The following is a 12,458-nucleotide window of genomic DNA, read 5'->3' as shown; positions in this document are numbered from 1 at the left end:
ATGAACAGTCCCTCCTCCTCTCCCTCTGCCGCCCCTTCTTCGACCGCCCCCGGCTATCTCTGGACCGGCCCCCGTCCGCAGACGCTGCGCGCCTGGCTGGGCCACGCCGCCCTGGTGGCGCTGATCGCCTGGCTGCTCGGCTGGAGCGCCCAGGGCACGCAACTGTCGTGGAGCGAACTGGCCAATGGCCTGCCGCAGATCGGCGACTTCCTGGCCCGCTCCTTCCCGCCCAACTGGTCCTTGCTGCCGGCACTGCTGGCCCCGGCCATCGAGACCCTGCAGATCGCGCTATGGGGAACCCTGCTGGGCGTGCTCGGCGCCGTGCCGGTGGCCCTGCTGGCGGCACGCAACCTCAACCCCAACCGCACCCTGCACGCCCTGGTGCGCCAGGGCCTCAACGTCACCCGCAGCATCAATGAACTGATCCTGGCGCTGGTGTTCGTCTCGGCAGTGGGGCTGGGACCCTTCCCGGGCGTGCTGGCACTGGCGGTACACGGCGTGGGCATGGTCGGCAAGTTCTTCGCCGAAAGCATCGAGGAAATCGACCAGGGTCCGCTGGAAGCACTGCGCGCCACCGGCGCCCGGCCGCTGCAGGTGATCATCTTCGGCGTACTGCCGCAGGTGGCCACGGCCTGGATCGCCACCGTGCTCTACCGCTTCGAGGTCAACCTGCGCCAGGCCACCGTGCTGGGCATGGTCGGGGCCGGCGGCCTCGGCTTCGAACTGGTCAACAGCCTCAAGCTGTTCAAATACCAGGACACCGCCACCTGCATTGTCGTGGTGACCCTGATGGTGGTGGCCGCCGATGCGCTCTCCAGCCACCTGCGGCGCCTGATCCAGGATGGCAGCACGCATTGAGCAACGAGCACTGAGCTCGCCCATTCAACATCGCGAACCCCGAAAACCCCGAGAACAGACTCATGTGGAATTTCCATAACCCGGTCGCCATCCATGCTGGCGCCGGCAGCCTTGCCACCCTGCCGCACCTGCTGGCCGGCCGGCGCGCCATCCTGATCACCTTTCCCGAGGCCGCCGCGCTGGGCCTGGAGCAGGCCATCGCCGACCTGCTCGGACCGCAACTGGTGGCCATCGAAAACGCCGTGCAACCCAATCCCGACGTCGCCTGGCTGGGCGCGATGCACGAGCGCCTGTGGCAGCAGCACCCCGACGTCCCCTGCCTGATCGCGCTGGGCGGCGGCAGCGTCATCGACTGCGCCAAGGCCATGCTGGCGCCCACGCCCTCGGGCCGCTTCGAGGAACTGCTCACCCATCTGCGCCAGGACAGCGCCTTCCAGCCCGACCCCGCCCGCATCAAGACGCTCATCGCCATTCCCACCACCGCCGGCACCGGCAGCGAAGTCACGCCCTGGGCCACCCTTTGGGATGCGGCAGGCGGTCACAAGTATTCCCTGCATCGTCCCTGGACCTGGCCCGAGGCCGCCCTCATCGATGCCGAACTGATGCGCAGCCTGCCCCCGGCCGCCACCCTGGCCAGCGCCCTGGACGCGCTGTCGCACGCCCTGGAGGCGATCTGGAACCGGCACCGCAATCCGCTCTCCTCGACCCTGGCCGCCAGTGCCGCGCGCAGCATCCTCGCCACATTGCCGGCCCTCATGCGCCAGCCCGACGCACTGACCCTGCGCGAGCAGATGGCGCTGGCGGCGCTGCAGGCCGGCCTGGCCTTTTCCAATACCCGCACCGCCCTGGCGCACTCGCTGTCCTATGACATCACGCTGCGGCAAGGGGTGGTCCACGGCATCGCCTGCTCGTTCTCGCTGCCGCACATCCTGCGCCTGGCGCTGGGCCGCGATGCGGCCGTGGATGCGCTGCTGCTGGACATCTTCGACGCCGACGACGCCCACCAGGCCGTGGCCCGGCTCACCGCCTTCCTGGAAGCGCTGGGCGTGTCCACCGACCCGGCCCGCTATGGCCTGGGTGAGGGCGAGCGCTGGGACGCCGCCCTGCAGCAGGCCCTGCAAGGCCCACGTGGACGCAACTTCATCGCTGCCGCCCCCTGATCGGCACGCCCCGATCGACAAGACAGCCCACCCAACACTGCACATCGCCATCCGACAAGGAGAATATTCATGCACACCACCCTGCAGCCCGGCCGCAACCTGCAAGCCGTCATCTGCGACTGGGCCGGCACGCTGGTCGATTTCGGCTCCCTGGCGCCGACCCAGATCTTCGTGGACGCCTTCAAGAGCTTCGACATCGAGATCACCCTGCAACAGGCGCGCGGCCCCATGGGCCTGTCCAAGTGGCAGCACATCCGCGTGCTGCTGGACGACGCCGACATCGCCGCCCAATGGCAGCGCCACGCCGGCCGCCCGGCCAGCGATGCCGATGTCGACGCCATCTATGCCCGCTTCATGCCCATGCAGATCGCCAAGGTCGGCCAGTATTCGCAACCCATCGAGGGCGCGGCCCAGGTGCTGGCCTGGCTGCGTGGACAGGGCCTCAAGATCGGCTCCTGCTCCGGCTATCCGCGCCAGGTGCTGGACGTGTTGCTGCCGCTGGCAGCCGAACAGGGCATCCGTCCCGACCACGTGGTGGCCGGCGACGAACTGCAGGCCGGCGGCCGCCCCGGCCCCTATATGGCACTGGCCAACATGCTGGCGCTGGCCATTGATGACGTGGCAGGCTGCATCAAGGTGGACGACACCGTACCCGGTATCGAGGAAGGCCTGCGCGCCGGCATGTGGAGCGTGGGGGTGTCGCTGTCGGGCAATGAAGTGGGACTTACCCAGGCAGAACTGCTCACCCGGACGCCAGCCGAAGTGACGCATCTGAAGCAACAGGCCGAAGCGCGCCTGCGCGCAGCCGGTGCCCACTATGTGATCGATTCGGTGGCGACGCTGCCGGAGGTGGTGGCCCACATCCGCGCCCGCCTGGCCAGCGGCGAACGTCCCTGAGGTCCCGAGTCTCCGAGCCCCCGGATCAGCTGCGCGGCTTGCGCGCCCGGGGGCTGGTCGTAGCGGCTTTCTTCGGCGCCGCGCTGCGCTTGGCGGGAGCGGCCTTGGCCGCTGCGGTGGCTGGCTTGACCACCTTGGCGGGCTTCACAGGCTTGGCCACTGCAGCGGGCGCCTTGCGGGTGCTCTTGCGCGGCGTCGCCGGGGCCTTGCGTGATGGTGCAGTGGCACGGTCGTCCCCATCGTCCGCATCGGCATCGACCGTGATCTCGTCAGAAGACTCACCGATGGCCGTGGTCAGCTTGCGCGCCAGCGCGATCACCTTGCCGGGATCGACGTCCAGCGTGCCGATCAGCAGCTCGATGATTTCCGAGCGCGGGTTGGCCAGCGTCGGCTCGATCATCATCACCGCCGCCGACAAGGCCAGCGCCCGTTCGCGGCTGGCGCGGTCGGGCAGCATCTGCTGCAGGGCATTCAGGGCTTCCACCGGCGCCACGGCAGTCACGCGCGCCTGCTCCTTCAACAGTTGCACCCAGTTGGTCTGGGGCGACACGCTGGCATGCATGCCCGGCAGCTGCGCCAGCAGGCGCGCCAGGCGCAGGCTGCGTCGTTCGAATACGCCCACCGAGATCATCCCGGCGATGACGATGCGGCACACCGCCTCGGCAAAGCCGCCATTGGCGATGTCTCCGATGACGGCGCTGCGATAACGTCCCAGTTCTTCCTGCGCCCAGCGCTGGGCGACCTCGGCATCGGCCTCGCGTGGCGGCAATACGGCGCCCAACCCGTTGGGGCCGAACACCTGGCGCGTCATGCGTACCGTGCGCGCATCGCGCTGGTCGCGCCAGGCATTGAGTTCATCGGTGATCTTCTGCGCCATGCGCTGCTCGTAGCGCTTCAGCGGATGCTGGGCATCCAGCTGCACCCGCCGGGCCCGCGCCTGCGCGGCCTGCTGGCGGATGAACGACGCCGCCGGGTGCGCATCCGAGAACAGTTGGCGCTGCATGCGCAGCGGGTTCAGGCGCATCAACGCATTGGCGCTTTCGCGGGTAGCCGTCATGCGCACCCAGGGGCGTACCCAGGTCTTGTAGAACTGCGCATTGATCTGCGACCACTGGCTTACCGTCGAGAAGACGGATTCCTCCTCGCGCCCCTCGGGATTGAGCCGGCGTAAATCGTCCATGGTGCGATGCTGGTATTGCACGGTATAGTCGCCCGGCTCCAGCGCGTCCCAGCGCTGCGCCTGCTGGCCGTCCTTGCGCTCCAGCTTCATCTCGTACAGGCCCGGTGGCAGGCTTTCGATCACGTCCAGCGAGCTCACCAGCTGGTCGTGCTCCTTCAGCGCCACCGATCCCCCCACGAAGATGCCCAGGTGGCCCACGCTCTCATGCAACACGTAGATGATGGTGCGCCCCGCAGCGGCGATGGCGCGCTCGTCGCCCCAGGTGTCGATGATCCAGTTCAGGGCCTGCGGCGGCGGCGTGATGTTGTCACCCCAGGAGGCGAAGACCACGATGGGCGCCACGATATCGCGCAGGCTGACCGCCTTGCCGCGCACCTCCAGCTCGCCCCGTGCCAGCTTGTTGCCCACGAACAGGTTCTCGGTGATGGCCTCGATCTCGGCCCCGGTCATGCGGAAGAAGCCGCCCCACCAGCGTTCGAACTCCAGGAAGCGCGGCGCCTCCTGATCGACCCCGGCCCACAGGTTGTAATACTTGTTCCAGAAGGTATTGGCCGGGTTGAGCTTCTCGAAATTCTCCACCAGGCTGGCACCATCGAAGCGGTCCGCCCCGAGATCGGCCGCCAGCGAAGCCAGCCAGGTACCGCCCAGCGTGGCGCCGCTGTAGCGCATGGGATTCAAGGTGGAACTGCCGGCCCAGTAGGACGCCGGGGCGCCCACCATCATCAGCGGGCCGAACAGTTCCGGCCGCACCGCGTCCAGCGTCATCATGGCCCAGCCGGCCTGGCAATTACCGATCACCACCGGCTTGGCCGCACATTGCGGATGACGGCGGATCACCTCTTCCAGGAAGCGCGCCTCGGCCTCCATCACGGTGACCAGGGTCTGGCCATCCTCCGGCTCCGGCCGGAAGGTCACGAAATAGACCGGATGCCCGGCCTTCATCGCCATGCCCACCTCGGAATCGAACTTGAAGCCGCCAATCCCGGGGCCATGCCCGGCCCGGGGGTCGACCACCACCACCGGCCGCGCCGCAGGATCGACAGGCAGCTCCGGCGGTGGTTGCAGCAATAGCAAGGCGTAGTTGCAGGGTGCCGGCAGGTCCTTTCCGTCCAGCACCAGGGTATGGTCGAACTTCAGCAGCGGCGGCGTGCCCTGCTCCAGGTGTTCCAGGTAATCATTGCCCCGGTCCAGTAGGGTATCGAGGAAGAGGAAACTGCGCTGCACGCAATCCTCCACATACGCCTGCACATCGCCCCAGGCCAGGGCTGGCGCGGCTGCAGTATCGGCTGAAGCACTGGCTGCAGTACCGGTGGCGGCATCAGGGTGAAGGGATCCAGCGTTCTTGCGACTTGCCATGGACTCGCTCCCGGAGGGGGTTCAGAGGGGTAACCAGTCCATCATACGGAGAAAGGTGAAAGCAAATCGTCCGATCTCTGAGACAATAAAACCGCTTTTCCCTGCTTTGGCCGAGCCGGCACAACAAAATCATTGCGTGGAGGAATTCTCATGGAGCTCAAGAGCCTGGTGGACCAGCCCGGCAAGTTGCCGACCGTTCCCAAGGTGGTGCAGCAACTGATGGCCAGTTTCAATGCCGAGGACGTCTCGGCCCAGGACATCGCCCAGCAGATCGCCGCCGATCCGGCGCTCACCGCCAAGGTCCTGCGGCTGGCCAATTCGGCCTTCTTCCACGCCTCGCGCACCATCGGCACGGTCGACGACGCGCTGCGCATGCTGGGTTTCATCATGGTGCGCAACCTGGTGCTGGGCAACGGCATGGTGGCCGCCTTCAAGAACACGCGGGGCATGGACCTGCACCAGTTCTGGCTGCACACCCTCTATACCGCCGTCGCCGCCCGCTGGCTGGCCATGCACGCCGGTCATGCCGGCGAAGACAATGGCGACGCCGTCTTCACGGTCGCCATGATGCATGGCATCGGCCAGTTGCAACTGCACGCCGTGGCCGCGGCGGCGGTGGCGCCCCTGGACAAGCAATGCAATGTGCTCGACGCCAACCGCGCCGAACGCGAGAAAGCCGCCTGGGGCTTCCACTATGCCGATGTCTCGGCAGAGCTGGCCACCCTCTGGCACTTCCCCGACGCCATGACCACCGCCCTGCGCAGCATTCCCGATCCGCTGGCCGCCGGCCGCCTGGAGCGCGCCGCCGCCTGGGTCCACCTGGGCGCCTGGGCGGCCCGGGTCGAGGTACTTGCGCTGGATGACGCCACGGCCCTGGCCAGCTATCCCGCTGCGCTGGCCAAAAAACTGGGCGTGGACCCGGCATGGCGCCCGGTGCTGGTAAAACATGCGCCAGATCAGGCCGGGCGCGCCATGCCCTCCTTCAGCGAGCTGGCGGCCGGGCTGGACGCCATGCTGGAATAAGGCCGTCACCATGGAAACCTTCTTCGGCCTGGTGCTGGGCCTGCTACGCCATCTGGCCTTCAATGCCGTCTTCTACGCCATCGGCTGCGGCCTGCTCAAGCTGGTCACACTGGGCCGCTACCCGCGCCTGACGCCGCTGCGCGGCGGCCACTGGCGCCACCAGGTGCAGGACGTCGACCTGGTCACCCTGCTGGGCTTGCTGGCCACGGTAGCGTTGCTGATCCTGATGGCGCATTGGCTCGGCTGACCCGCTTCGGGCGGCAGCCTGCACCGACATCAGGTTGCACAGATACTGCAGCTATGCCCCTTGCAGTTGTGCAGCACGCTGCTGCGACCCGCCCCGGCATGGGTACCGGGGCCGGTGGCCCCCTGGCCAGCCAGTTGTTCGGCGCCGTTGCGCGGTTGCCAGCGATACCTGACCTGCAGCCCCACATGGCCACCGGTGAGCATGGGCGCGGCCGCCGTCGGCTGCTTGCAATAGGGACAGCTGGTGTCGCCATGCAAGGCCTGCAAGGGAATCAGTCGTTCGAAGATGCCGTCGCAATGGCTGCAACGAATGTCGTACAAGGGCATGTCCCCTCCTGAAGAATCCCGACCCGAAAAGACCCGACCGGAAAGACCTCCGGCCGGGAACACACTAGGGCCTGTTCACATTTAATCTGCGAGATGCGTTGGCCCCAGAAGGCGTGGTGGCAAGGCGCGCGTCAGGGCTGGTGGTGGTGCCACCAGTCCTGACGTGCAACGCCGCCAGCGCGCCTTCTGGCGCCAACCCTCCGGGAGAGGCCGCCAAGCGTCGCCTGCCGTTGTTGCAGCTCCTTGCCGTAGCACCACTACGGCGCGTCGCTGCGCCTAGGCAGTCAACGCTTGGCGACCTCTCGCACTCGTAGATTAAATGTGAACAGGCCCTACACACTACGCACAACGAAGCCTCAGGCGTCAGCCCTTGCGCCCCCAGTAGGACTTGTCGTTCAACATGCCCTTGGGCGTGATGTCCTGATCGAAGATCGAGGTCGGCAAGGCCACCGTGCAGGCGCAGTTGGGAATATCGACGATGCCGCCGATGCGCCCTTCCACCGGTGCGGCCGTGAGCAGCATGTAGGCCTGACTGCCGGTGTAGCCGAAGTGGGTCAGGTAGTCGATGGCCTTGAGGCAGGCCTGGCGATAGGCCACGGTGGCATCAAGGTAGTAGTTCACGCCGTTTTCCACGCTGATGCCCTCGAAGGTCAGCCACTGCTCGTAATGCGGCTTGACGATGCTGGGCATGAAGATGGGCGACGTGATGTTGTACTTCGCCATGCCGCCCTTGATGAGATCGAAGCCGACGTGGCTCACGCCGTCCATCTCGATGGCGCCGCAAAAGCCGATCTCGCCATCGCCCTGCGAAAAGTGCAGGTCACCCATCGAGAAACCGGCGCCCTTCACATACACCGGGAAGAAGATGCGCGTACCGGCCGACAGGTCCTTGATATCGGTATTGCCGCCATGCTCGCGCGGCGGCACGGTGCGCGCTGCGACCTTGGCCATCTCGTCGAACTTGGCGCCGGTCAGGCCGCGCAGCACGGCGGTGCTCGGATCGGGCGGCTTGGCCAGGCCCTTGGCGGCCAACGGTGCCTCGCGGCGGTTCCATTCGGCCAGCAGCTCATGCGACGGCAGGCAGCCCATCAGGCCCGGGTGGGTCAGGCCGGCGATGCGCACGCCCGGGATGTGACGCGAAGTGGCGTACAGGCCCTTCAGGTCCCAGATGGCCTTGTCGGCCTCGGGGAAGTAATCGGCCAGGAAGCCGCCGCCATTTTCCTTGGCGAACACGCCCGAGAAACCGACCGGCGTGACCGGTTTGATGTCCAGCAGGTCGATCACCAGCAGGTCACCCGGTTCGGCGCCTTCGACGTGGAAGGGACCGGTCAGCGGGTGGGCGCGGGTCAGGTCGACATTCTTGACGTCGGAGACGTCATCGGTGTCCTTGATCTGGGCATCCAGGAAGTCCAGCGATTCGATCAGGATGGATTCACCGGGCTTGACCGAGGCCAGGAACGGCAGGTCCGGGTGCCAGCGGTTGTGACCCAGTTCAGGCTGCTCTGCCAGCGGGACGCCGGGCTTGATCTTGAAGTGTTGCATGCGATCTCCTTGGTGGTAGGTGCGTGATGAGCGTGATGAGGACGCGCGCCCTGGGGCTCAGGGCGCCGGCTCAGTAGGAATCCCCGGCATCGGACATTCGGGCGTGCCGGCGCTGTTGCGGGTGAGCGCCTCGACCTGGGCGCGGGCGGCCTGCGGGTCATTGACCCAGGTGCGATAGAAATCGAAGGGGCACTCGGCCACGCCGGCCGGTGATTCGCCCGAATTGATCTTGCCGGTATAGCCCCGGTGCAGCAGCTTGTAGAGGTGGTTCTGCGATTGCCAGTTGCGGCGCGCATCGCGGATGGCGCCGATGGACAGCTCGGCATACTGGATGCCCATTTCCTCGGTGCCGCATTCGCCCAGGGTACGACCGTCGAAACCGACGATGGCCGAGTGGCCGAAGTAGGAATACACGCCATCGAAGCCCGCCGCATTGGCCACCGCCACGTAGACGTTGTTCATCCAGGCCATTGCCTTGGAGACCATGATCTGCTGTTCCTTGGCCGGGTACATGTAGCCCTGGCAGCGCACCACCAGCTCCGCGCCCTTCATGGCGCAGTCGCGCCAGATTTCGGGATAGTTGCCGTCGTCACAGATGATCAGGCTTATCTTCAAGCCCTTGGGACCATCGCAGACATAGGTGGTGTCGCCCGGATACCAGCCCTCGATGGGCGTCCAGGGCATGATCTTGCGGTACTTCTGCACGATCTCGCCTTGGTCGTTGATGAGGATGAGCGTGTTGTACGGTACCTTGCGCGGATGCTCTTCATGGCGTTCGCCGGTCAGCGAAAACACGCCCCACACACCGGCGATGCGGCAGGCTTCCGAGAAGATGGCGGTCTCCTCGCCGGGGATGGTGGCGGCCGTCTCGAACATCTCGTCGCGGTCATACATGATGCCGTGGGTCGAATACTCCGGGAACACCACCAGGTCCAGCCCCGGCAGGCCCTGCTTCATGCCCACCAGCATGGTGGCGATCTTCCTGGCGTTTTCCAGCACCTCGGCCCGCGTATGCAGGCGCGGCATCTTGTAGTTGACCACCGCCACGCCGACGGCATCCTTGCTGCTTGAAATGTCTCCGTGTCTCATGGGCTTTCTCCTTCTCGCAAACAGGTGAATTCAGACCGACAGGTACTTGCTGATGGTGGGCGCATCGACATTGGCGCGCGTGTCTTCATAGACGAATCGTCCCTTGTCGATCACCAGGAAACGGTCGGCGATCTCCAGCGTGAAGCTCAACACCTGCTCCGAGACCACGATGGTGAGCGCGCGGATCTTGCGGATTTCCTTCAGGCTCCTGGCGATGTCCTTGATGATGGAAGGCTGGATGCCCTCGGTCGGCTCATCCAGCAACAGCACCCGAGGATTGGTGGCCAGCGCCCGCGCAATGGCCAGTTGCTGCTGCTGGCCGCCGGAGAGATTGCCGCCCTTGCGGGTGCGCATGTCGTAGAGCACCGGGAAGAGCGAATACAGCTCGTCCGGCACCTTGCCCCGGGCCGAGGCCGGCAGACCGGTCTGGATGTTTTCCAGCACCGTCATGTGCGAAAAGATCATCCGCCCCTGCGGCACATAGGCCACGCCGCGCTCCACGCGCTGGTGGCTTTCCAGGGCGCCCAGTTCGACGCCGTCGATGCTGATGCTGCCGCCGCGCAGCGGCAGGATGCCCATCAGGGTCTTGAACAGCGTGGTCTTGCCCATGCCGTTGCGGCCCATGACGGCGACGATTTCTTCCTTGGCCACCGACAGGTCGACGTCGTGGATGACCTTGCTCTGGCCGTAGCCGGAGGCGAGTTGCGAGACTTTGAACATGGCAGGCTCCGGGTTGGGTAGGCGTTCAGTGACCGAGATAGACATCGATCACCTTGGGATCGGATTGCACCTTCTCCATGCTGCCCTCGGCCAGGATCTTGCCCTGGTGCAGCACGGTGACCTTGTGGGCGATGCTCTTGACGAAATCCATGTCGTGCTCGATCACCACCACCGAACGGCCCTGGCTGATGCGGCCCAGCAGTTCGGCGGTCTTTTCGCGCTCGGACACGCTCATGCCGGCCACCGGCTCGTCCAGCATCAGCAGTTCGGGCTCCTGCATCAGCAACATGCCGATCTCCAGCCACTGCTTCTGCCCGTGCGAGAGCAGGTCGGCCTGGGTGTGCAGCTGCTGGTCGATGAAGATCTCGGCGGCCACCGCCTCCACCCGTGCCACCACGTCTGGCGAGCGCTGGAAGGTCAACGCGCCGAACACCTTGCGACCACGCGGGAAGGACATTTCCAGGTTCTCGAAGACGGACAGGTTCTCGTAGATCGACGGCGTCTGGAACTTGCGCCCCACCCCCGCCCGCACGATGGCGTGCTCGCTCATCTTCGTCAGCTCATGGCTGTTGAACTTGATGCTGCCGGAGGTGGCGCGGGTCTTGCCGCAGATCAGGTCCAGTACGGTGGTCTTGCCGGCACCGTTGGGGCCGATCACCACGCGCACCTCGTTGCGCTGCACGTAGAGATTGAGGCCGTCCACCGCCTTGAAACCGTCGAAGGACACCGTCAGATCTTCGATGGCCAGGACCGGATGGGCATCCGATTCGAAACCGATGGGGTTCTCGCTCATTTGCTGGCCTCCAGGGTGGCGCCGGGCTCGATGCCGTCGCGCTTGGGTTCAGGGGTGGACGGACGGGCCGTCGCGACAGTCGTGACAGTCGGGGCCGCAGCGGGGGCGACAGTTGGCGTCACCGCTGCCGGCTTGGGCTCGCCCCGCAGCCGCGCCATCAGCCGCTTGCCCTGGGTCTGCCAGAGACCGGCCAAACCATTGGGGAAGTACATCACCACCGCGATGAAGAGGCCGCCCATGAGGAACAGCCACAGCTCGGGGAAGGTCTCGGAAAAATAGGTCTTGCCGAAGTTCACCAGCAGGGTGCCGTACACCGCGCCCAGCAGCGACATGCGACCACCGACGGCGGCATAGATCACCATCTCGATGGACGGCACGATGCCCACGAAGGAGGGCGACATGAAGCCCACCTGTAGCGTGAACATGGCCCCGCCGATGGCCGAGAACATGGCCGCCGCGCAAAACACGAAGACCTTGAAGCTGGCCACGTCATAGCCCGAGAAGCGCACCCGCTCCTCCTTGTCGCGCATGGCCACCAGCAGGCGCCCCAGCTTGGAGCCGAGCACATAGCGGCCGAACAGGATGCAGCCGAACAGCAAGGCGGCATTGACGAAGTACAGCACCAGCTTGGCGTGGTCGGTACGGATGTCCCAGCCCATCAGGGTCTTCAGGTCGGTGATGCCGTTGACGCCGCCGGTCAGGCCCTGCTGGCCGATGATGAGGATGGAGAGGATGGCGGCGATGGCCTGCGTGACGATGGAGAAATACACATCCCCCACCCGGCGCTTGAACATGGCCAGGCCGATCAGCATGGCCAGGATGGTCGGCACCAGCAGCACCGCCAGCACGGTGAAGGCAAAGCTGTGGAATGGTTCCCACATGGCCGGCAAGGCGGTGATCTGGTTCCAGTCCATGAAGTCGGGAATGCCCGGCGTGGACTGGATCTTGGTGCTGATGGGGTCGGAGGCTTCGAGTTTCAGGAACATGGCCATGCAATAGCCGCCCAGCCCGAAGAACACCCCCTGGCCGAGGCTCAGGATGCCGCCATAGCCCCAGCACAGCACCAGCCCCACCGCCACGAAGGCATAGGACAGGTACTTGCCCACAAGATTGAGACGGAACATGTCCAGCGTCAGCGGAAACACCAGCAGCAACAGCACCGCCATCACCAGCAGGCCCACCGCCCCGGAGCGCCCGCCCAACAGTTTTTCATAGGCTGCATGCATCATCGGACCTCGCACGGGTTGTTGGAGAAAGAAAAGCCGGC

General features: G+C 65.8%; 12 protein-coding genes. 5 read left to right on the top strand and 7 right to left on the bottom strand.

Annotation, left to right across the window (positions count from 1 at the left end; all coding sequences use genetic code 11):
* The 3 genes from phnE (at position 1) to phnX (ending at position 2,915) form a co-directional block, all read left to right on the top strand.
* Positions 1-858, top strand: coding sequence for a phosphonate ABC transporter, permease protein PhnE (gene phnE, locus HBH1_RS17620; protein WP_102663794.1), 858 nt, complete (start codon positions 1-3; stop codon positions 856-858).
* Between the two features lie 62 nt (positions 859-920).
* Positions 921-2,018: an iron-containing alcohol dehydrogenase PsrA gene (gene psrA / locus HBH1_RS17615; RefSeq protein WP_102663793.1), complete on the top strand. Its 1,098-nt coding sequence runs from the start codon at positions 921-923 to the stop codon at positions 2,016-2,018.
* Positions 2,019-2,087: 69 nt separating this feature from the next.
* A complete protein-coding gene (phnX, locus tag HBH1_RS17610; protein ID WP_102663792.1) occupies positions 2,088-2,915 on the top strand; it encodes a phosphonoacetaldehyde hydrolase in 828 nt (275 codons plus the stop codon).
* Between the two features lie 25 nt (positions 2,916-2,940).
* Here the strand turns inward: phnX and HBH1_RS17605 are convergent, their stop codons facing one another.
* A complete protein-coding gene (locus HBH1_RS17605; RefSeq protein WP_102663791.1) occupies positions 2,941-5,451 on the bottom strand; it encodes a DUF3141 domain-containing protein in 2,511 nt (836 codons plus the stop codon).
* 150 nt (positions 5,452-5,601) lie between these two features.
* Between HBH1_RS17605 and HBH1_RS17600 the strand changes: the two genes are divergently transcribed.
* Together HBH1_RS17600 and HBH1_RS17595 are read left to right on the top strand one after the other, a co-directional pair.
* On the top strand, positions 5,602-6,474 hold the full coding sequence (locus HBH1_RS17600) for an HDOD domain-containing protein (protein WP_102663790.1): 873 nt from the start codon (positions 5,602-5,604) through the stop codon (positions 6,472-6,474).
* A gap of 10 nt (positions 6,475-6,484) precedes the next feature.
* Positions 6,485-6,721 carry a hypothetical protein gene (locus HBH1_RS17595; RefSeq protein ID WP_102663789.1) on the top strand — a complete coding sequence of 79 codons (237 nt, stop codon included), beginning with the start codon at positions 6,485-6,487 and terminating at the stop codon, positions 6,719-6,721.
* 29 nt (positions 6,722-6,750) lie between these two features.
* Here HBH1_RS17595 and HBH1_RS17590 read toward each other — a convergent pair whose 3' ends face one another.
* From HBH1_RS17590 to urtC, 6 genes are all read right to left on the bottom strand, one after another.
* The gene (locus HBH1_RS17590) at positions 6,751-7,047 is read right to left on the bottom strand and encodes an FmdB family zinc ribbon protein (RefSeq protein ID WP_006713012.1); all 297 of its coding nucleotides are present in this window, start codon (positions 7,045-7,047) and stop codon (positions 6,751-6,753) included.
* 363 nt (positions 7,048-7,410) lie between these two features.
* Positions 7,411-8,589, bottom strand: coding sequence for a formamidase (fmdA, locus tag HBH1_RS17585; protein WP_102663788.1), 1,179 nt, complete (start codon positions 8,587-8,589; stop codon positions 7,411-7,413).
* Positions 8,590-8,646: 57 nt separating this feature from the next.
* Complete coding sequence (locus tag HBH1_RS17580; RefSeq protein WP_102663787.1) at positions 8,647-9,678, bottom strand: aliphatic amidase; 1,032 nt, start codon at positions 9,676-9,678, stop codon at positions 8,647-8,649.
* A 30-nt stretch (positions 9,679-9,708) separates the two neighbouring features.
* Positions 9,709-10,398 carry an urea ABC transporter ATP-binding subunit UrtE gene (gene urtE / locus HBH1_RS17575; RefSeq protein WP_102663786.1) on the bottom strand — a complete coding sequence of 230 codons (690 nt, stop codon included), beginning with the start codon at positions 10,396-10,398 and terminating at the stop codon, positions 9,709-9,711.
* A 25-nt stretch (positions 10,399-10,423) separates the two neighbouring features.
* Positions 10,424-11,191, bottom strand: a complete 768-nt coding sequence (gene urtD / locus HBH1_RS17570; protein WP_102663785.1) for an urea ABC transporter ATP-binding protein UrtD — start codon at positions 11,189-11,191, stop codon at positions 10,424-10,426.
* Positions 11,188-12,417, bottom strand: a complete 1,230-nt coding sequence (urtC, locus tag HBH1_RS17565) for an urea ABC transporter permease subunit UrtC (RefSeq protein ID WP_102663848.1) — start codon at positions 12,415-12,417, stop codon at positions 11,188-11,190. The genes urtD and urtC overlap by 4 nt, the downstream gene beginning before the upstream one ends.
* Positions 12,418-12,458 lie beyond the last annotated feature (41 nt).

It is taken from the genome of Herbaspirillum sp. BH-1, assembly GCF_002870055.1.
Taxonomy (GTDB): domain Bacteria; phylum Pseudomonadota; class Gammaproteobacteria; order Burkholderiales; family Burkholderiaceae_D; genus Herbaspirillum; species Herbaspirillum frisingense.
This window is presented reverse-complemented; position numbering and strand designations above follow the sequence as displayed.

What these genes read in the sequence shown, in the direction of transcription:
- phnE (WP_102663794.1), top strand. Translation starts at nt 1, where the DNA reads ATGAACAGTCCCTCCTCCTCTCCCTCTGCCGCCCCTTCTTCGACCGCC.
- psrA (WP_102663793.1), top strand. Translation starts at nt 921, where the DNA reads ATGTGGAATTTCCATAACCCGGTCGCCATCCATGCTGGCGCCGGCAGC.
- phnX (WP_102663792.1), top strand. Translation starts at nt 2,088, where the DNA reads ATGCACACCACCCTGCAGCCCGGCCGCAACCTGCAAGCCGTCATCTGC.
- HBH1_RS17605 (WP_102663791.1), bottom strand. Translation starts at nt 5,451, where the DNA reads ATGGCAAGTCGCAAGAACGCTGGATCCCTTCACCCTGATGCCGCCACC.
- HBH1_RS17600 (WP_102663790.1), top strand. Translation starts at nt 5,602, where the DNA reads ATGGAGCTCAAGAGCCTGGTGGACCAGCCCGGCAAGTTGCCGACCGTT.
- HBH1_RS17595 (WP_102663789.1), top strand. Translation starts at nt 6,485, where the DNA reads ATGGAAACCTTCTTCGGCCTGGTGCTGGGCCTGCTACGCCATCTGGCC.
- HBH1_RS17590 (WP_006713012.1), bottom strand. Translation starts at nt 7,047, where the DNA reads ATGCCCTTGTACGACATTCGTTGCAGCCATTGCGACGGCATCTTCGAA.
- fmdA (WP_102663788.1), bottom strand. Translation starts at nt 8,589, where the DNA reads ATGCAACACTTCAAGATCAAGCCCGGCGTCCCGCTGGCAGAGCAGCCT.
- HBH1_RS17580 (WP_102663787.1), bottom strand. Translation starts at nt 9,678, where the DNA reads ATGAGACACGGAGACATTTCAAGCAGCAAGGATGCCGTCGGCGTGGCG.
- urtE (WP_102663786.1), bottom strand. Translation starts at nt 10,398, where the DNA reads ATGTTCAAAGTCTCGCAACTCGCCTCCGGCTACGGCCAGAGCAAGGTC.
- urtD (WP_102663785.1), bottom strand. Translation starts at nt 11,191, where the DNA reads ATGAGCGAGAACCCCATCGGTTTCGAATCGGATGCCCATCCGGTCCTG.
- urtC (WP_102663848.1), bottom strand. Translation starts at nt 12,417, where the DNA reads ATGCATGCAGCCTATGAAAAACTGTTGGGCGGGCGCTCCGGGGCGGTG.